Origin of the sequence: Arthrobacter sp. UYCu511, assembly GCF_040547105.1 — a bacterium.
GTDB classification, from domain to species: Bacteria; Actinomycetota; Actinomycetes; order Actinomycetales; family Micrococcaceae; genus Specibacter; species Specibacter psychrochitiniphilus.
Window position 1 is genome coordinate 91,294 of sequence record NZ_JBEPPB010000008.1, and the last position, 19,586, is coordinate 110,879.

Consider the following 19,586-nt stretch of genomic DNA (forward strand, 5'->3'; position numbering starts at 1 on the left):
CGTATGTTCGATTACACTGGGCTTAAGCTAAAGCAGCCCAACCTTGGAATTTGTCAGGAGCAGTTGCAATGATCAGTTTTGTCCGCGGGCCGGTGGCTGCGCTTTCGCTGTCCCAGGTAGTCATTGACGTCAATGGCGTGGGCATGCTGGTGCATGCCACACCCAAGACCCTGGGGGCCTTGGTCCAAGGTGAGGAAGCGAGCCTCACAACAGCAATGATTGTGCGTGAGGACTCCATGACTCTCTATGGATTTGCCGACGTGGGCGAACGCGAGGTCTTTGACACGCTCCTGAGCGTTAGCGGCATTGGGCCGCGGCTGGCGCTAGCGATCCTAGCCGTCCTTGAGCCTGAAAGTATTCGCTTGGGAGTTGATGCCGGTGACGGCAAGGTCTTCACCAAGGTTCCCGGAGTAGGCCCCAAAGTTGCCGGACGCATTGTCCTTGAACTCAAGGGCAAACTAAAACCGACGGGGGAGGCTGTGTCCGCCACCGTGGCTGCTCCGGCCATGGAGTGGAAGGATCAAGTGGTGGCTGCCATGACCAGTCTGGGCTGGAATGAAAGGGACGCCCTCAAAGCCATCGATGCCGCCGTGACGGCAGAGCCCGAACTCGCTGAAGGCGCCAATGTGCCCGCCGTTCTCCGTGCCACGCTGCGCAGGCTCGGCCAGGACAACACTAGGGGCAAGGGCGGTGTGCGCTAAGAATGGCAGCCAACGAAGAGTCGATTCCGTTGTTGCCGGGGCAGATCAGCATCGGCAACAGCGGCTCAGCGGGGAGCAGCGGTTCAGCGGGGAGCGGCGGGTTAGCCCGCAACACCGCGAGTGAACTGGCCGGGCCCGTTGCTGAGCCCGAAGAGCGAGAGCTCGAAGCGGCCCTGCGGCCCAAGAATCTTGATGACTTTGTTGGCCAGGAGCGGGTCCGCAAGCAGCTGGGACTGGTGCTGGCAGCCTCCAAAATCCGGGGCCGCAGTGCTGATCACGTGCTGATGTCGGGCCCGCCCGGACTGGGTAAAACCACGTTGGCCATGATCGTCGCTGCAGAAATGAACGCTCCTTTGCGGATCAGCTCAGGTCCGGCCATTCAGCACGCTGGCGACCTCGCAGCCATTCTTTCCTCACTCACCGAGGGCGAGGTGCTGTTCCTGGATGAAATCCACCGCATGTCACGTCCAGCCGAGGAAATGCTGTACATGGCCATGGAGGACTTCCGGGTTGACATCATTGTTGGCAAGGGCGCCGGAGCCACTGCCATCCCGTTGGAACTGCCCTCCTTCACCTTGGTCGGTGCAACCACACGGGCCGGGCTGCTACCTGGACCGTTGCGTGACCGTTTCGGTTTTACGGGCCATTTGGAGTTCTATTCGGTGGCGGAACTGGAGCTAGTGCTGCGCCGCTCCGCCGGCATGTTGGACCTGCGGCTCACCAGCGCAGGATTTTCGGAGATTGCCGGACGTTCCCGCGGCACTCCCCGCATTGCCAACAGGCTTCTGCGCCGGGTGCGGGACTGGGCTCTGGTTCACGGCATTGAATCCATTGACGCCCGCACGGCCTCTGCGGCCTTGGATATGTATGAAGTTGATGCCCGCGGGTTGGACCGGCTGGATAGATCCGTGCTGCAAGCGTTGGTCAACAAATTCAATGGTGGACCCGTGGGGCTATCCACCTTGGCCATTGCCGTAGGGGAGGAGCCGGAAACTGTGGAGACGGTGGCTGAACCCTTCCTGGTACGGGAAGGACTTTTGGGACGCACCCCACGTGGCCGCATAGCTCTGCCCGCCGCCTGGGAGCACCTCGGTTTGAAAATGCCGGGCAACGCGGTTGCCGCCGCTATGCTTCCCTTCGAAGAAGAGCCACGAGAAGGCTGAACGCCTACCTTGGCGTTGCCCGTGGGCCCAAAACGGTCCCGGCTGCGTGGTTCCCGGCCCATTTCGGGTTCGTGCGTGTAATTTCTGGCTATTGCGGGTGGTTTATCATCCTACGTTCAGCTTTACCCTCTACACTGGTATGACGTCCGGCACGTTTGCGCCGTAGCCGGGCCTGAAATTTTTTCCTAACGAATGGAACCTCAGCTGTGTCTCTCAGTAGTGTTTTGGCCAACAACTTCGCCCTCAGGGGGTTCTCATGGACCCGATGACACTAGTCTTGTTCGCCATGTTTGGCCTGCTCATCATCATGATGATGCGCAAGCAAAAGAAGACCAAGGCAGCCGCGGCAGAAAAGCGCTCAAAGCTGGCGCCCGGCGTTGAGATCATGACCAACTTTGGTCTCTTCGGCAAGGTCCTGGCCATTGATGAGGAAGAGAATCAGATCATCCTCGAGATCTCTCCCGGCACCACAGCCACTGTGCACAGCCAGACGGTTGCCAAGATCATTGAGCCCCAGGGCGCTGAAGACATCAGCGCTACCGTGCCCAACGATGCCTCATCGCTGACTTTGAACCTTGATAAGGCCCCTGATGCAGGGGAGTCCGTTGATGAAACCCTTGAGCGCTTGAACAAAGACAACAACAAAGACAACTAGCCTTATCCGGGTTGGCAGCTGCTGCGTCTACGTATGGTCCAGATGCAGCAGCATTGCCATGTTCACAATCCCGTGACCAATAGAAGGATCCCTTGATGGCACGAACAGGTCCGGCGTCCACGGCCCGCAGAACTCTTCTGTGGCTCGCGGCGCTCATTATTGCATGCACCCTGGCAGTAGGTGCTGGTGTGCTTTCTGGCGCCGCCACTTGGGCGCCAAAGCTTGGCCTAGACCTTGAAGGTGGCACCCAGATGATTCTGGCGCCCAAGGTTGAAGGAGCGGGCAGTATTACCTCCGAACAACTGGACCAAGCTGTGTCCATTATTCGTCAGCGTGTGGACGGTTCTGGTGTCTCCGAAGCCCAGATCTCCACTGAGGGCGGCAGTAACGTTGTTGTGAGCATGCCAGGCAAGCCTACCGACGAGGAACGCAACCTCATCAAGGCTTCGGCCAACATGAACTTCCGCCCCGTCATTGCGGCCACCCAGGTTCCTAGCGGTGCCGTTCCGGAAGCAGAGCGGACTCCGGCGGACAAGCTCCCCGTGCCGACTGCTGCGCCGTTGAACGCCAGCGATCCCAACTGGGTTGATGCTGCCCTCATGAAGGAATTTGAGGCTACCAGCTGCATTCCGCCGCTGACCGAGCGGCCCACAACGTCGGATCCAGCCAAGCCTTTGATCAGCTGTGAGCCGGACTCCGGCATCAAATACATCCTTGGGCCGGTGGAGATTCCGGGCAAGTGGATCAAAACCGCCTCCTATGGCCTGCAAGCTGGCGCACAGGGTGCCACCACCAATGAGTGGTCGGTGCAGCTGACCTTGGAAAAGCCTGAAGGTGCCGCAGCATTCAAGACCGTGACGCAACGCTTGCACACAAAGTACTTGGCCAACCCGGATGACCCGCAGGCCCGTTTTGCCATCGTCTTGGATGACAGTGTCATTTCAGCACCTTCATCCATGGCTGTTATCACCGACGGCCAGTCCTCCATCACCGGCAACTTCACCGAGACAAGTGCCAAGGCGCTGGCGGATCAGCTGAAGTTTGGTTCATTGCCGATCAGCTTTGAGATTCAAAGCGAAATCCAGATCTCCGCAACTCTTGGTCTGCAGCAGTTGGAAATGGGCCTTTTGGCAGGTTTGATTGGTCTTGGACTCGTTGTCATCTACTCCTTGTTCCAATACCGTGCACTGGGCTTTGTCACAATCTTCTCCCTAGTCATTGCCGGTGTTATCACGTACCTGGCCATCATTTTGCTGGGCTGGGCGGAAAACTACCGGCTCTCGCTGGCAGGTGTGGCGGGCATTATCGTGGCCATCGGTCAGACCGCTGACTCGTTCATCGTGTACTTTGAACGCGTCAGGGATGAATTGCGGGACGGACGGGGCCTGGTTGCGGCCGTGGAGAACGGTTGGGAACGTGCCAGGCGCACCATCCTTGCCTCCAAGGCCGTCAATATTTTGGCATCACTGGTGTTGTACTTCGTCTCCGTAGGCAGTGTGAAGGGCTTCGCCTTCACCCTTGGCCTCACGGCAGTAGCTGACCTCATTGTGGTCTTCATGTTCACCCACCCCACCCTGCAGTTGCTGGCACGTACCAAGTTCTTCGGGGAAGGCCACCACTTCTCAGGTCTTGACCCGAAGCAGCTTGGCGCCATTCCGCTATACCGCGGAGCCGGCCGCTTCCGCACACCCGAGGAAAGCGCAGCCGTTGCCAAGGGCAAGAATGTCCGTGCAGCAGGAGAGGCCGAACGTCGCCAAACCATCGCTGAGCGGCGGTTAGCTGCCAAGGAAGCCCAAATGGTTGGCAGCGGGGGCGCCGGAGCCGCCGAATCCGGTTCCAGCGACTCGAAGGAGAGCAAATAATGAAGAGTTTCGCCACTTTCGGCAATGAACTGTATACCGGTGAACGGTCCTACGAGTTCATTGGCAAGCGCAAGATTTGGTTCAGCATCGCCGGAGTCGCCATTCTGCTTTCCATTCTGATCCCACTGCTTGGCGGCGGTTTCAACTTTGGTATTGAGTTCCGTGGCGGTTCCCAGTTCACGGTTTCTGCTGTTGCCCACACGGATGTTGCCATTGGTGAAAAAGCTGTTGCCGAGGCCGTTCCTGGCACAGCAGCCGTGGTGACCAACATTGCTGGCGACACCATGCAGGTGCAAACCGACAGGCTAAGCGATGATCAGACCATCGCCGTCAAGGACGCCTTGAAGACCGCCTATGGTGTCACCGAGGACCACATTACTTCAACCTTTGTGGGCCCTAGCTGGGGACAGGATGTCTCACGCCAGGCAGTCATTGGTTTCATTGTGTTCGTACTCTTGGCCACCGTCTTGATGGCCCTGTACTTCCGCACCTGGCGGATGTCCATTGCGGCCATTGTTGGCATGCTGGTGGTTATGGTGGTCACGGCCGGTATCTACGGAGCCTCAGGATTTGAGGTGACACCGTCAGCCATCATCGGATTCCTCACCATTTTGAGCTATTCGCTCTATGACACAGTGGTGGTCTTTGACAAGATTCGAGAAAATACGGCGGACATTTCTAAATCCGTGCGCCGGACCTTTGCCGAGGAGGTTAACCTCGCGGTGAATCAGACCTTGGTGCGCTCCATCAACACCATGATGGTGGCAGTGTTGCCGGTTGGCTCCATCTTGTTCATTGGTGCACTGCTCCTGGGTGCAGGAACATTGCAGGACCTTTCACTGGCCCTGTTCATCGGAATTATTGTCAGTACCTTCTCCACCATCTTCGTGGCAGCTCCGTTGTACTCATGGCTTCGTGAGCGTGAACCGGAACTGGCCAAGCAGGCCAAGAAAGTTCAGCAGCGCCGTGCCAACGAAGCTGTTGCAGTGAGCGCTACCACCTAAGGTTCACAGCACTACCGCCTCCGGCATCCTCACAGGGCCGGGACCGAATGGTACGCCTTCGGTCCCGGCCCTGTTTTGGTCAACATTGCTCTGCGGGCACCTTAGAATGGGTTAATGCCCCGCCTTGGGGGCGCACAGAAGCTACATGTGTGAGGGAGGCAATGCGTTGAACGAAGAATCACCCTCGCATGAGCTGGTAACTGGTTCGGGCGAGCAAGCTGCGTCCGCCACGGAGGGTTCTGAACCTCGGCCAGCAAATAGTCGCTCCACTTTTCCTGGTCGCCGTGAACGCACCAGGTCCCGTCTGGCACGCCTGACCGGGTGGTCAGCGGAAAGCTACGCACCCATCCTGGAACCCTTGCTGCGCATTGTGCGTGCCAAGAATCCCAAGGAAGACCTCGATCTAATTCAGCGCGCCTTTTCGGTGGCAGAAAAATACCACGAGGGCCAAAAACGCAAAAGTGGCGACCCCTACATCACCCACCCCGTGGCTGTGGCAACCATCCTTGCGGAAATGGGTTTGAGCGGCAGCACTTTGGCTGCTGCGCTGCTGCATGACACGGTTGAGGACACCCGCTATACGCTTGCCGAACTGGAGCGGGACTTCGGCAAGGAAATCACCTTATTGGTAGACGGCGTCACCAAATTGGACAAGGTGGACTACGGTGAGGCCGCTCAGGCTGAGACCTTGCGGAAAATGGTCATCGCCATGTCCAAGGACATCCGTGTTCTGGTCATTAAGCTCGCTGACAGGCTCCACAACGCCCGCACGTGGCGGTTTGTCTCAGCCCAGTCATCGAGTAAAAAGGCTCGGGAGACGCTGGACATTTTTGCCCCCCTGGCTCACCGCCTCGGCATGAACGCCATGAAGTGGGAATTGGAAGAACTTTCCTTCGCCGCCTTGTACCCGAAGGTGTATGAGGAAATTGTCCGGCTGGTGCAGGACCGCTCACCGGAGCGGGAGAAGCAGTTGAGCCTGATCCGCCGTGAACTCTTAGGAGTCTTGCGCGTGTCCAAGATCAAGGGCGAAATCAGCGGCCGGCCAAAACACTATTACTCCATTTACCAAAAAATGGTGGTCCGCAACAAGGACTTTGATGACATTAATGACCTGATCGGGGTCCGCGTCATCGTGGAGACCGTGGGAGACTGCTACGCCATGTTAGGCGAGGTGCACTCCCTCTGGACACCACTGGTAGGGCGTTTCAAGGATTACATTGCGCTGCCCAAATTCAACATGTATCAATCCCTTCACACCACGGTGCTGGGTCCCGGCGGCAAGCTGGTAGAGATTCAAATCCGCACCAGAGAAATGCACCAGCGTGCCGAGTATGGTGTGGCTGCGCACTGGATGTACAAAAGTGGCAGTAAGGTCCCGGCCGCCACCAATCAAGATGACATGACGTGGTTGCGCTCGCTCATGGACTGGCAGCGTGAAACAGCGGATCCGGGCGAGTTTATGGATTCGATGCGCTTTGAAATGAACGCAAAGGAAGTCTACGTCTTCACCCCCAAGGGCAAGGTTGTGGCGCTGCCGGCCGGGGCAACCCCGGTGGACTTCGCTTACTCTGTTCACACGGAAGTAGGGCACCGAACCATTGGTGCCCGGGTCAACGGCAAGCTGGTGCCCCTCAACAGTGAACTTTCCAACAGTGACACGGTGGAGATCTTCACCAACAAGGCCGAAGGCGCCGGACCCAGCCAAGACTGGCAAAACTTCGTCAAGAGCCCGCGGGCACGTAATAAGATCCGTCAGTGGTTCAGCAAGGAACGGCGAGACGAGTCCATTGAGAAGGGTAAGGAACTTCTCGCCAAGGCCATGCGCAAGCAAAACCTGCCGTTGCAGAAAATGATGACCCATGATTCCCTCATGGCCATCACCGAGCACTTCCACTATCAAGACATTGCCGGACTCTACGCTGCGGTGGGTGATGGACACACCTCGGCACAGTCAGTTGTGGAGCGTCTGCGCGAGGCCATGGGCTTGGTTGATATTGAAGACGCGGCACCACCGGTTAAAAATCATGTCTCCAACACCCGTTCACGTGTCTCAAGCTCCGGTGTCATTGTGCACGGCGTTGATGATGTTTTGGTTAAGCTGGCCAGGTGTTGCACACCCGTTCCGCCGGATCCCATCTCAGGGTTTGTTACGAAGGGTTCGGGCATATCGGTACACCGGCAGGACTGCCCCAATCTCCTGCATCTGCAGAACGAGCCCGGGAAGCTGGTGGACGTTGACTGGGCGCCCACACAATCGGGTGTCTTCCTTGTGGAAATTCAGGTGGAGGCCCTGGACCGCAAGAGCCTGCTCTCGGATGTGACTAGGGTTTTATCTGAGTGTCATGTCAATATTTTGGCGGCCAGTGTCAACACCAGCACCAACCGTGTGGCGCTGTCCAAGTTCGCGTTCGAAATGGGTGACCCCAAGTACCTGGATCATGTGTTGAATACGGTGCGTCGCATTGACGGGGTGTTTGACGTCTACCGGGCCACCGGCTCGCACCGCCGTGCCTAGGGCCTTCTACAGTCCCAGACGTTGTTGGAACGGGGCCGTGAGGGCCTCCGCATCCAAGACGGTCCCGCCGCTGGTCTGATAGCTGCCATCAGTATGGAGAATACGCGCGAGGTCGGCACCCCCGGCACCGCTGCTGCTGCCGCCGCGAGCAGCAGTCCGGCGTCCATGAGGCCAAGGCTGGGACACGGGAGGCCCAAGTATCAATGACTCCCTAGCCAGTGCCCCCGATAGCTGGCGGATGCCCCATCATGGCTTGCACAAGTTCCTGTGCCCTGATTTTCCCAGGGACGTGAGGTGCAGCTTGAATGGCGCAAAGGAGGCGCTCGAGTGAACAGTCCAACAAGGGTTGCTCCGCCATGGTTTGCAGCACGGTTCTGGCCAGCAACTCGGGGGCGCTTCGGGCCACGTCTACCGCAGTGCGCAGCGGGCGCGTGACGGGTGTACCACCTAACACCATCACCTCCTGTACAGCCAAACTGACCTGGCGAATGCTGGCGCCACTGCTCCGTGGCAAGGAGACGCTGTTGCCGTCATTGGCCACCAGCAGGGAGATCACCTCAGGCAGGGGTGCGCAGCCGTACACCCATGCAGCGCTCAATTGTCCCAGCACCGCCCGGTGACTGAGGTACGCCGGGACGGCAAGAGCCAGCGCGGCGGCACGGACAGTGGGGGTTTCGGGCAAGGAGGAGGGCCTAAAAATTTGGCCAAAGACGTGACAGATCACCCCATCCAGGGTCATGGCGGACAGTTCGGAGGCAGTGAACTGTGTACCCGGCGCCAGAAGCGGAACAGCCGTTGGGCCCTCTGGCGGAGTTGCGTGGCTTCTCATCATCCCAGCCTGCCCTGCTGGCGGGCGAAGAAAAAGGCCTCCGGGCCGGGTTGTGGACAACCCGGCCCGGAGGCCTGATAACTTAGCTCAACTAGTGGCAGAAGGTCTCTGTCGTGTTAACTGTTCAGGAGAAATCCTGGGCTGCCTTCTGGATTTGTTCCAGCCACAGCTCGCGGGCTGCCAGTGCCTCGGTGGCCTTGGCGACCTTGCGGGCATCCCCTGCCTTCTCGGCGCTGAGCAGATCTTCCTTCAAACCGGCAATGGTGGCTTCCAGCTGGCTCAGGGCGCTGCTGGTGCGGGCCTTGGCTTCAGGATCGCTACGGCGCCAGTTGTCGTCTTCAGCGGAACGCACGGCGTCCTCCACCTTGCGCAGACCTGCCTCCACACGCTGCATGTCGTTGCGCGGCACCTTGCCGGCTTCTTCCCAGCGGTCGCGGATGGATTGCAGGGACTTCTTCGCGGCGTTGAGGTCCTTGATGGGCAGCAGGGCGCCAGCTTCAACAAGGAGAGCTTCCTTGACGATCAGGTTGGCACCGAACTCTTCATCAAGAGCGTTGTTGGCGGACTGACGTGCAGCGAAGAACTTATCCTGTGCCCCGCGGAAGCGTGCCCACAGAGCGTCATCGTCCTTGCGGCTGGCCCGGGGGGAGCCCTTCCACTGGTCCATGAGGCGGCGGTATTCGCCGGCTGCATAGCCCCAATCGGTGGAGGTAGCGAGCTCCTCAGCCTCAGCAATCAGTGATTCCTTGGCGCTCTTGGCGGCGGCGTTGGTGTTATCCAGCTGCGAGAAGTAGGCGCGGCGGTGGCGATCGAACACGGTCCGGGCGCTGCGGAAACGCTTCCACAGGCCTTCTTCCGTGGCCCGGCCTAAACGCATCCCGTTCTTCTGCGCCGCTTTCCAAGACTCAAAGAGCTCGTTCATGCGTGCGCTGCTGATCTTCCACTGGATAGTGGTGGGGTCCTCGGCGGAAATGGTTTCCGCCTCAGCCACAATTGCTTCACGGGAGGCAAGCTCCACGGCGCGGGCCGATTCGTGGGCGGCCCTCTCCGCAGCGGAGAGAGCCTTGATGTTCTCTTCCAGGGTGGACAGACGGGCCAGTGCCGCGTTGACGTCCCCCACGGAGTTACGCTCACCGAGCTGTTCACGCACATGGCTGACAGTCTTGTTCATGTCTGTGGTGGGGGCCTTGGCCTCAACACGCTGTTCGAGCAAAGTGACCTGGGCCAGAATGTCATCAAACTTGCGCACAAAGTAGCTCAGCGCCTCGTCCTTGCTGGCTCCGGGGTACTGGCCAACCGGGAACTCTTCACCATCGAGGAGCAAGAAGACGTGACCGTCTTCTTCGGCCCGGCCAAACTTGGCGGCCTCGATCAAATTGATGGCAGGCGCAACCGGTGCCGCAACGGGAGCAGGAACGGCGGCGGGCGCCGGAACTTTGGGACGGGCTGCAAAGGCGGCCGGTGAAGGCGCAGCAGCTGGAACGGAGGCCGGTGCCGGGGCGGCGGGGGTGGCCGCCGTCGTGCTTTCGACAGGGTTGCTCTCCGTTACGGGAGCCTCTGTTGTGGAGGCAAGTGTTTCGTCGGATTCTTGACTGTGTGTCACCGCTAAAAGTCTTTCGCTTGATGGAAACTATCAGGTACGCCAAACGTGCCTGACCAGAATCGCTGTGGTGCGTTTCCCTCATGTGCACGGTTGTGCCGCATCAGGGAAGGCCTGATAAAAATTAGTTGAGCTTGAACGAGTCTATCGTCACCTTGGTCTTGGGCGCACCGTCGGTTGCCCCGCCAGCTATCCCGTCCTTGGCGATGGCTGTGAGCACATCAAGGCCGCTGGTGACCTTTCCAACGATGGTGTAGCCGCCGTCGCCCTGAGGAAGATTAGTGTCCTCATAGGTGATGAAGAACTGCGTGCCGTTGGAGTACGTGGTGTTGGCGCGGGCCACAGCGATGGTCCCGGCCGGGTACACACCATCCGCAGGAGTGTTCTCCACAGGGCCCCACTGGTAGCTGGGATCGCCGGCACCATCACCCTTGAGTGAACCGCACTGGATGAGCCCAAAGTCGGGTGCATTGGTCAGACGGTGGCAGGTTTTGCCTGTCATAAAGCCGGAGTCAGCCAACGATTTGAACACCGCCGCAGCTTGAGGAGCCTTGCTGCCATCCAATTCCACACCCATGGGCTTGCCGTTCAGCGTCAGCGTGCCAGTGAACGTCTTGCCCCGGGCAGTATCTGCCTTGGGCACGGTGGGGCTGTTCGTTTCCACCGGCGCAGCGTCAGTGGCAGCATCGGTGGGTTCCGTGGGGTTCGTGGTTGCCTGAGCCGAAGGAGTGCTGACGGGAGCCTGCGCACCTGCGCCGTCAACGCCGTCGTCCGTCTTGGGGGAAAAGGCCGTCAGTGCCAGCACCGTGGCCAGAACCAAGGAGGCGCCAATGGCAATAAAGGCAATGAGGTTATCTCGCTTGCGCCGTTGGAGCTGGTCCTTGTGCTGGGCCTGGTTCGCCTCCATACGTGCCACGCGAGCCTTTGCTTCACGGCTGGACTTGTTGCTGTTGGCCAACGGTGCCTCTTTCTTCAATGTCAGGGGTATGTGCACCCGGGCGTCCCGTATCCGGGTAAGTTTAGGGGTGGGCTGCCAAATCTTATAAAATGGCAGCCGGTGTCAGCTTACCCATGTCAGGCCCGCTCAGCAGCGAGCGTGACATGGCACTCGTGACACCGTGACGATTACCCGCCCGCCGGATCCTGCCCTTGAATCAGGGCCTGGCGCATGTTAGGAGAGCAACACCCATGGCACGCAACGCCTCCTTGTCCGGTTTTCCCGAGTGGCTTCCCGAGGAGCGGCTGGTGGAGGCGCATGTGCTGGACACCCTGCGCCGCACTTTTGAGCTGCACGGCTTCAGCTCGATTGAGACTCGCGCCGTGGAAACCGTGGGACACCTCCTGCGCAAGGGCGAAATCGACAAGGAAGTTTACGGGCTCTCCCGCCTGCAGGACGACGACGGAAACACCGCCGTTGCCTCCAAGGATGATCCCAACGCGCTGGCCCTGCACTTTGATTTGACGGTGCCCTTTGCCCGCTATGTTGTGGAAAACGCCGGCTACCTTTCCTTCCCGTTCCGCCGCTACCAGATCCAGAAGGTGTGGCGTGGTGAGCGTCCCCAAGAGGGCCGTGCCCGCGAGTTCACCCAAGCAGATATTGATGTAGTGGCCGACGGCGTACTGCCGTTCCGCTATGACGTGGAACTTGCGCTGGTGATTGCTGAAGCGCTCTCCGCGCTGCCCATCCCGGCCTTCAAATTGCGCATCAACAACCGCAAGCTTGCCGAGGGTTTCTACCGCGGCATTGGCCTCACCGATACAGCTGGAGTTTTGCGCAGCATCGACAAGCTGGAAAAGATCGGCGCTGACGCTGTTGCAACGTTGCTCAAAAATGAGCTTGGCGCCACTGATGAGCAAGCCGCCAAGGCCCTGGCATTGGCCTCGATCCGCACCGAGGACACCTCCTTTGTTGCCGCCGTCCGCGCCCTAGGCGTCACGGATGAGCTCATGGAAGAAGGCCTCGATGAGCTGGAACAGGTTATTGCTGCAGCAATCAAGAGCGCGCCCGGTTCCGTTGTGGCTGATCTTTCCATTGCCCGCGGCCTGGATTACTACACGGGAACTGTCTACGAGACGGTGCTGGTGGGCCACGAACAGCTTGGTTCCATCTGCTCCGGCGGGCGCTACGACGCCTTGGCCTCCAAGGGCAACCGCAAGTTCCCCGGAGTAGGCCTGTCCATTGGTGTCACCCGCCTGGTGGCACGCATCCTGAGCCAGGAGTTCGCGAAGGCTTCACGCAGCGTGCCCACCGCCGTCCTAGTCACCTTGAGTGATGAGGACAGCTGGGGCGAAGCCCAGGACGTGGCGGCAGCGCTGCGCGCCCGAGGCATCTCCACAGAGGTTGCTGCCAAGGCTGACAAATTTGGCAAACAAATCAAGTACGCCGACAAGCGAGGCATCCCCTACGTCTGGTTCACCGACGAGTCCGGGGAGCACCAGGTAAAGGACATCCGCTCAGGCGAGCAAGTGGTGGCCGATCCCGCAGTATGGATGCCACCGGTTGAGGATCTGACACCGCAGATCATCAAGGCCTAACCCTGAGATCCACGCACCACCGCACCACCACCGCACCACCGATCCGTGAGAAATGGCTGCTATGGAGCGTCATAGCAGCCATTTCTCACGGGTCGATTTCCCTTAGAGCGCTCTACCGGGTCTAGGGTGTCGCGATCAACGGTAAACTTCATATCAAACTCTTTTGCGGGCCCACATTATGGGCCGTTCACCACCATTGAAAGGAATGCTGTGCTGCGCACACATGACCTGGGCTCCCTGCGGGCTGAACATATTGGCCAAACCGTCACCCTCTCGGGCTGGGTAGCCCGCCGCCGCGACCACGGCGGAGTGGCGTTCTTGGATTTGCGTGACGCCTCGGGCGTGGCCCAGATTGTAGTGCGGGAAGAAGAAATCTTCCATGCATTGCGCAACGAGTTCGTGTTGCAGATCACCGGCACGGTCTCCCGCCGCCCCGAAGGCAACGAAAACCCGGCCCTCGCCACCGGTGAGATTGAAGTCATGGCCGATGAGGTCGTGGTACTTAACGAAGCAGCGCCCCTGCCGTTCCAGGTCGATGAGCATGTTGAAGTTGGTGAGGAAGCGCGCCTGAAGCACCGTTACCTGGACCTGCGCCGCCCCGGCATGCAGCGCAACCTGCGCCTGCGCTCAGAGGCGAACCGTGTGGCCCGTAACTTGCTGCACGAGCAGGGCTACACCGAAATTGAGACACCCACACTGACGCGTTCCACCCCCGAAGGTGCCCGCGACTTTGTGGTGCCGGCACGTCTGGCCCCGGGTTCCTGGTATGCGCTGCCGCAGTCCCCACAGCTGTTCAAGCAGCTCCTGCAGGTGGGCGGCTTTGAAAAGTACTACCAGATTGCCCGCTGCTACCGCGATGAGGACTTCCGTGCGGACCGCCAGCCGGAATTCACCCAGCTGGACATCGAGGCCAGCTTCGTTGATCAGGACGACATCATCGCCCTGGGCGAGAAGATTGTTTCGGCACTGTGGAAGCTGATTGACGTTGAAATTCCGCTGCCTATTGCGCGCATGACCTACCGCGACGCCATGGCCCGTTATGGCTCCGACAAGCCTGATCTGCGCTTCGGCCTGGAACTGACTGACTTGACGGAGTTCTTCAAGGACACCGAATTCGGCGTCTTCAAGGCCCCTTACGTTGGTGCCGTTGTCATGCCCGGCGGGGCCTCACAGCCGCGCCGCCAGCTGGACGCCTGGCAGGAATGGGCCAAGCAGCGCGGTGCTAAGGGCCTGGCCTACGTCCTGTTCAAGGAAGAGGGCGAGCTGACCGGCCCCGTAGCCAAGAACCTGACCGACACCGAGCGTGCCGGCCTGGCCGAGGCCGTGGGTGCCAAGCCCGGTGACGCCATCTTCTTCGCCGCCGGCGAGGTTTCCCCCTCCCGCGCACTGCTGGGTGCCGCCCGTGTTGAGATCGGCCACCGTACAGGCCTGATCAACCCGGCCGATTGGGCGTTCGTTTGGATCGTTGACGCGCCCATGTTCGAGCCCGCCGCCGCCGCCGTAGCCTCCGGTGACGTCGCCGTTGGCGCCGGCAAGTGGACCGCCGTGCACCACGCGTTCACCTCGCCCAAGCCCGAGTTCCTGGACACCTTTGACACGGATCCGGAAAGCGCCTTGGCCTACGCTTACGACATTGTCTGCAACGGCAACGAGATCGGTGGCGGTTCCATCCGTATTCACCGCTCCGACGTGCAGAAGCGTGTCTTTGAAGTCATGGGTCTGAGCAACGAAGAAGCGGAAGAGAAGTTCGGCTTCCTACTGGAAGGCTTCAAGTTCGGTGCCCCGCCGCACGGTGGAATCGCCATTGGCTGGGACCGTGCCGTGTCCCTGCTGGCAGGTGTTGACTCCATCCGCGACGTCATTGCTTTCCCGAAGTCCGGTGGCGGCTACGACCCGCTGACCCAGGCCCCTGCGCCCATAACGGCACAGCAGCGCAAGGAAGCCGGCGTGGACTTCAAGCCCGAAGCAAGCGCCGGGGACAAGTAACCCCAGCAACCGCCAGAATGCCTGCCACCCCACTCGCGGGGTGGCAGGCATTCTTTTGCCTAAATGTGCGGCAAGAGTTCCGTGCCAGCACTCCGCTGCCGTGGAAACTTGGGGTCGAACCGATGATCCAACAGGAGCTTAGGAGCTTAGGAGCTCAGGAGGCGCAGGGACTTAGGGGCTCAGGGAGAACTGGCTGCTGGCCAACAAAAAATGTCAGGAACTTGGGGCAGAAGGTCAGTGCAGTGAGCCTCGCTTGCACTGCGCGGGAGACCCGGGTGCCTAGATCCCCGGCTGGTCGCTGGCCGAGAGCCCCGGTTGGGCTGAGGGTCGGTTTGTTAGGTGACGGCGTTGATTTCTCAGCTGCAGGATTCGCACCGCTGCAGCAATCGCTACCAGTATCCCGCCTCCTACCGCGGCAATGAACAATGCCATGCCCAGGGAAAGCTCACCGGAGGCGCCAAAGAAATTCACAGTCACCCTTGCGTCGTTTTGCAGGATGAAGATGATGAGCACAACCAGCAGTAGCAATCCGGCGATGACAGCGGCCCACACCATGCCAGCTCGCGTTACTGGTGGGTTCTTGGGACTTTTGGTGGGAACCACCTTAGAGCCCTGGTTGGCTGTGGCCGGCGTAGGAATGGCGGCCGCCTCTGGCTCATGCTCCGGCACGATGGAACGCTCCGGATCGAGGTATTGGGATGTGCCCTCTTCAGGAGGCAGCACTGGATCATTGGACATTTTCTAACCCCTAAATCCTGTGGTACCTCTCCGTGCAGGAGAGATACCTGACACAATACCCGTGCAGTGCGCCGGGGTCACCCTCAGGTATCGGGTCCCAGGCTGCGGGCACTACTTGTGCACATCCGTAATGTGAATGCGAACGGAAGCAAAATCCGCCGCTGCCCGCATCAACGCATCCATTTTCAGTTCCTGGACAGGAATAGGCGCCAGACGGGTAGTGTCCGCGTACCTACGCAGGGCCGGAACCGAGAGGACAGAGTCAACCAGTTGCCTGTCGCCGCCAGTGCCCAAGTATTCAAAGGCTGCCCCAGCAAAAAGGCGGCTGGCTTCCTGCGAGGCGCGTTCGATTACGGCAGCAGCCGGGTCAGTGCCACGAGACCGGCCAGAGGCACTGCCCACTTTGTGTGCCACCAATTTTCCCGCTTTGGCCACCCCAACAGCAAAACCGCCACGCCGGAGCAACAAAATGCCGTAGCTGCGCTCCTGGGCGGTCACGGACACCAGTCTTTCGAGAATGTTGGTACCGCGTCCGGGCCGTCCCTCGGCCGGCCAGGGTGCTGCCAACGTTGCGGTGGCGCCGTCGCGCATACGCAACATCACGCCGTCGTCAGTGTCTTGTAGGGAATCCTGTCCACCGTGCGCGCCGGAAAAGCGCTCCAGCCAACCCATCAGGCGGCTAGCGGGGACATAGGTGGTGCGTTGGGCAGGGTTCACGCTGCCAGACTACCGGGCGATAGCCTAGAGGGGTGAGTGACCTTTTTAGCGCGCTGCATGGCGACGATGACACGGACGACGACGATTCCCTCGCCTCGAGTGGGTCAGCGGGGGACGGATCGCGCCCACGCAGCCCCCTTGCCGTGCGCATGCGTCCGCGAAGCCTTGAAGAAGTTGTGGGCCAGAAGCACCTGCTGGGCCCCGGCTCACCACTGCAAATGTTGGCGGCTGGTGGCAGCGCTGGGGGAGCGGCAGGGCCCGCCTCCGTGATGTTGTGGGGGCCTCCCGGGACGGGAAAGACCACGCTGGCACACGTGATTGCCCGCGGACCGGGACGGAAGTTTGTGGAACTTTCCGCCATCACCGCCGGGGTTAAGGATGTGCGCCGGGTCATGGACCAGGCGCTGACCGACAGGGATCTGCACGGGCGCACCACTGTATTGTTCTTGGATGAAATTCACCGCTTCAACAAGGCGCAGCAGGATGCCCTGCTGCCTGGGGTGGAGAACCGGTGGGTCGTGTTGATTGCGGCCACTACCGAAAACCCGTCGTTCTCCGTGGTGGCACCGCTGCTCTCACGTTCCATCTTGCTGACCCTGCAGCCTCTAACAAATGCGGACATCCAAGGCCTGTTGGAGCGGGCCATCATTGATCCGCGCGGCCTGGACTCTCTTGTCACCGTGACGGATGAGGCACTAGATCACCTGGTGCGGCTTGCGGCTGGCGATGCCCGCAGGGCGTTGACCACTTTGGAAGCCGCCGCAGGGGTGGCCCTCTCTGAAGACGCAGAGGGTGCTGGTACGGGTGCTGGTGCGGGCGCTGGTGCTGAGCAGGGCCAAGACGCCCCGGTGGAGATTAACCTGGCCATTGCTGAGCGCGCCATAGATGCTGCAGCCGTGCGCTATGACAGGGCAGGGGATCAGCACTATGACATCATCAGCGCCTTCATTAAGTCCATCCGGGGTTCCGATGTAGACGCTGCGCTGCACTACCTGGCACGCATGCTGGAGGCAGGGGAGGACCCGCGTTTCATTGGCCGGCGCATCATGATCTCCGCCGCCGAAGATGTGGGCATGGCCGATCCAACAGCGCTACAAACGGCTGTTGCGGCAGCCCAAGCCGTGGCACTGATTGGTATGCCGGAGGCTCGGATCATCCTGGCCGAGGCTGTAGTGCATGTGGCTACCGCGCCGAAGTCCAACGCTGCCTATAACGGCATCAACGCCGCCATTGCCGATGTTCGAGCCGGTAGGGGCTCCACCGTTCCGGCGCCGCTGCGAGATGCCCACTATGCCGGATCGGCCGGGCTTGGCCACGGCAAGGGTTACATCTACTCCCACGATTCACCGCACTCCATTGCCACCCAGCAATACCCGCCGGATGACCTGGTGGGACGGAACTATTACACGCCTACAGCCAATGGGCACGAACGGGACCTGGGTCCACGCCTAGCCCGGCTGCGGGAGATTATTCGCGGAACAGAACCCAAGAAGGGGTGACGGCGCAGGATGAACCGGGCCTGCAGAGTTGGTGGCTCAGATTTGGCACCCTCCTCGGTAGTAGGCAGCGGCGCGCTGCTGCTCGAGTGCTTGCAAGTGGTAGAGTTGAACCCGCACTGGCAAGCTCTGGCTCCATGCACAACATCCAAGCACGCACTGGGCGGCATTTTGCCGCGTATTTGCTGTGCTAACAAGGATCTTGTTGTCCATGCCCAGGTGCTGTAGCGACGGGTTGCAATAGCCCCAGCTCTCCACAATGGAGGCCAGAGACAACACTTATTGCACCTATTGGAAGGACACAAGTGGCTAACAACACACGTGCCCGCCGTCAGGCCCGCCTTTCGCGGTCCCTCGGCATTGCTCTGACTCCCAAGGCAGCCAAGTACCTGGAACGCCGCCCGTACGGCCCCGGTGAGCATGGACGCGCCCGCAAGAAGCAGGACAGTGACTACGCTGTACGTCTGCGCGAAAAGCAGCGTCTGCGCGCCCAGTACGGCATCCGCGAAGCACAGATGACCCGTGCCTTCGAAGAAGCCAAGCACACCAAGGGCATGACCGGTGAGAACCTGGTTGAAATCTTGGAAAGCCGTTTGGATGCTTTGGTTCTGCGTGCAGGCTTCGCCCGCACCACGGCCCAGGCTCGCCAGCTGGTTGTTCACCGCCACATCATGGTTGACGGCGCCCGCGTGGACCGCCCGTCGTTCCGCGTTGCTGAGGGTCAGCTGATCCACGTGCACCCGCGCAGCCAGACCATGGTTCCCTTGCAGCTCGCTGCAGCCGGCGCCCACCGCGACGTGCTCCCCGCGGTCCCCGCGTACTTGGACGTCAAGCTGGAGAGCCTGCAGGCTCGCCTGGTGCGCCGCCCCAAGCGTGTTGAGGTTCCCGTAACCTGTGAAGAGCAGCTGGTTGTTGAATTCTACTCACGCTAAATTTTCTTAGCATGAAGTAGAGCTCGAATCCTTCGCAGCTTGAAACACATTGCAGCCCGTGGCAACCGCCGCGGGCTGTTTTGTGCCCGAATCACGATACTTTTGGACTAAGGTATTTTGGGGAAACATGTTGTATTCGGCCACGGCCGGACAATATTGGCCAACGAGCATGGAATTGAGGCGGCACACACATGAGTGGTGGCGACATTGCAGGATTGATCGCGGCAGGGGTCTTTGCCATCTTGGTGGCTTTACTGGCTGTGCCGATCCTTAAACTGGGCAAGGTGTTTGAAGAAATTCGCATCACCATTAAACAGATCGGCGACGGTACCACCCCGCTGATCGAAGAGGTCACGGCAACAGTTGCCACAACCAACACACAGTTGGGCAAGGTTGATTCAATCTCCAACAACGTCTCAGACGCAACCGCCAACATTTCAGCGCTGTCAGCACTCGTCGCAGCCACCATCGGCTCCCCGCTGATCAAAGTTGCCGCGTTCTCCTACGGCGTCCGTCAGGCCTTTTCCGGCCGCAGCAAGCCCTCACGCGCCCGGCGCGCCCGTTAACCGCGCCCGCAAAATATTGCCGTTATATAAGGACAAGCATCCATGAAGAAAATCTTTTGGCTGGGCGTGGGCATCACCATTGGTGTCATCGCAGCACGGAAAATTACGGCTGCTCGAGGCGCGCTGGGCCCCGAAGGGCTCAACCGGGCCGTGGGACGTGTGGGCGATGCGATTGCGGATTTCGCTGACACACTCCGTGAGAACATGAATGAACGTGAAAGTGATTTGCGGATAGCCTTAGGCGTTGACCAAGACCCATCCCTGACAACCCGCCGCTGAAGCAACGC

18 protein-coding genes are annotated in these 19,586 nt (G+C 60.1%); 12 read left to right on the forward strand and 6 right to left on the reverse strand.

Annotation, left to right across the window (positions count from 1 at the left end; genetic code table 11):
• Positions 1-68 precede the first annotated feature (68 nt).
• The 6 genes from ruvA to ABIB48_RS12205 all read left to right on the forward strand — a co-directional run bounded on the left by ruvA (position 69) and on the right by ABIB48_RS12205 (position 7,900).
• Positions 69-701, forward strand: coding sequence for a Holliday junction branch migration protein RuvA (gene ruvA, locus ABIB48_RS12180; protein ID WP_110106391.1), 633 nt, complete (start codon positions 69-71; stop codon positions 699-701).
• A gap of 2 nt (positions 702-703) precedes the next feature.
• Positions 704-1,864, forward strand: a complete 1,161-nt coding sequence (gene ruvB / locus ABIB48_RS12185) for a Holliday junction branch migration DNA helicase RuvB (protein ID WP_354213117.1) — start codon at positions 704-706, stop codon at positions 1,862-1,864.
• Between the two features lie 256 nt (positions 1,865-2,120).
• Positions 2,121-2,519: a preprotein translocase subunit YajC gene (yajC, locus tag ABIB48_RS12190; protein ID WP_306457009.1), complete on the forward strand. Its 399-nt coding sequence runs from the start codon at positions 2,121-2,123 to the stop codon at positions 2,517-2,519.
• A gap of 95 nt (positions 2,520-2,614) precedes the next feature.
• On the forward strand, positions 2,615-4,381 hold the full coding sequence (gene secD, locus ABIB48_RS12195; protein ID WP_110106393.1) for a protein translocase subunit SecD: 1,767 nt from the start codon (positions 2,615-2,617) through the stop codon (positions 4,379-4,381).
• Positions 4,381-5,385, forward strand: a complete 1,005-nt coding sequence (gene secF / locus ABIB48_RS12200) for a protein translocase subunit SecF (protein WP_110106394.1) — start codon at positions 4,381-4,383, stop codon at positions 5,383-5,385. Before secD ends, secF begins: the two co-directional genes overlap by 1 nt.
• Before the next feature lie 166 nt (positions 5,386-5,551).
• A complete protein-coding gene (locus ABIB48_RS12205; RefSeq protein ID WP_354213120.1) occupies positions 5,552-7,900 on the forward strand; it encodes a RelA/SpoT family protein in 2,349 nt (782 codons plus the stop codon).
• 6 nt (positions 7,901-7,906) lie between these two features.
• On the opposite strand, the gene ABIB48_RS12210 is transcribed toward ABIB48_RS12205, so the two are convergent.
• The 4 genes from ABIB48_RS12210 to ABIB48_RS12225 form a co-directional block, all read right to left on the reverse strand.
• On the reverse strand, positions 7,907-8,086 hold the full coding sequence (locus tag ABIB48_RS12210) for a hypothetical protein (protein WP_354213122.1): 180 nt from the start codon (positions 8,084-8,086) through the stop codon (positions 7,907-7,909).
• A gap of 25 nt (positions 8,087-8,111) precedes the next feature.
• Positions 8,112-8,732 carry a type IV toxin-antitoxin system AbiEi family antitoxin gene (locus ABIB48_RS12215; protein ID WP_354213124.1) on the reverse strand — a complete coding sequence of 207 codons (621 nt, stop codon included), beginning with the start codon at positions 8,730-8,732 and terminating at the stop codon, positions 8,112-8,114.
• 121 nt (positions 8,733-8,853) lie between these two features.
• On the reverse strand, positions 8,854-10,332 hold the full coding sequence (locus ABIB48_RS12220) for a DUF349 domain-containing protein (RefSeq protein WP_110106397.1): 1,479 nt from the start codon (positions 10,330-10,332) through the stop codon (positions 8,854-8,856).
• Positions 10,333-10,453: 121 nt separating this feature from the next.
• Positions 10,454-11,287, reverse strand: coding sequence for a peptidylprolyl isomerase (locus ABIB48_RS12225; protein ID WP_110106398.1), 834 nt, complete (start codon positions 11,285-11,287; stop codon positions 10,454-10,456).
• A 230-nt stretch (positions 11,288-11,517) separates the two neighbouring features.
• Here ABIB48_RS12225 and hisS point away from each other — a divergent pair, with 230 nt between their 5' ends.
• Together hisS and aspS are read left to right on the forward strand one after the other, a co-directional pair.
• On the forward strand, positions 11,518-12,864 hold the full coding sequence (gene hisS / locus ABIB48_RS12230) for a histidine--tRNA ligase (RefSeq protein ID WP_110106399.1): 1,347 nt from the start codon (positions 11,518-11,520) through the stop codon (positions 12,862-12,864).
• Between the two features lie 210 nt (positions 12,865-13,074).
• Positions 13,075-14,850, forward strand: a complete 1,776-nt coding sequence (gene aspS / locus ABIB48_RS12235; RefSeq protein WP_110106400.1) for an aspartate--tRNA ligase — start codon at positions 13,075-13,077, stop codon at positions 14,848-14,850.
• A gap of 279 nt (positions 14,851-15,129) precedes the next feature.
• Here aspS and ABIB48_RS12240 read toward each other — a convergent pair whose 3' ends face one another.
• Positions 15,130-15,588, reverse strand: coding sequence for a LapA family protein (locus ABIB48_RS12240; protein ID WP_354213126.1), 459 nt, complete (start codon positions 15,586-15,588; stop codon positions 15,130-15,132).
• A gap of 111 nt (positions 15,589-15,699) precedes the next feature.
• Entirely contained in the window at positions 15,700-16,305 is a 606-nt protein-coding gene (locus ABIB48_RS12245) for an acVLRF1 family peptidyl-tRNA hydrolase (protein WP_315913683.1), read from the reverse strand.
• 32 nt (positions 16,306-16,337) lie between these two features.
• On the opposite strand from ABIB48_RS12245, the gene ABIB48_RS12250 reads away from it, so the two are divergent.
• The 4 genes from ABIB48_RS12250 (at position 16,338) to ABIB48_RS12265 (ending at position 19,578) form a co-directional block, all read left to right on the forward strand.
• On the forward strand, positions 16,338-17,804 hold the full coding sequence (locus ABIB48_RS12250) for a replication-associated recombination protein A (RefSeq protein ID WP_110106403.1): 1,467 nt from the start codon (positions 16,338-16,340) through the stop codon (positions 17,802-17,804).
• Between the two features lie 302 nt (positions 17,805-18,106).
• Complete coding sequence (gene rpsD, locus ABIB48_RS12255; protein ID WP_110106405.1) at positions 18,107-18,733, forward strand: 30S ribosomal protein S4; 627 nt, start codon at positions 18,107-18,109, stop codon at positions 18,731-18,733.
• Positions 18,734-18,924: 191 nt separating this feature from the next.
• Positions 18,925-19,299: a DUF948 domain-containing protein gene (locus ABIB48_RS12260; protein ID WP_110106406.1), complete on the forward strand. Its 375-nt coding sequence runs from the start codon at positions 18,925-18,927 to the stop codon at positions 19,297-19,299.
• Positions 19,300-19,341: 42 nt separating this feature from the next.
• On the forward strand, positions 19,342-19,578 hold the full coding sequence (locus ABIB48_RS12265) for a hypothetical protein (protein ID WP_179442424.1): 237 nt from the start codon (positions 19,342-19,344) through the stop codon (positions 19,576-19,578).
• The last annotated feature ends 8 nt before the right edge of the window (positions 19,579-19,586 follow it).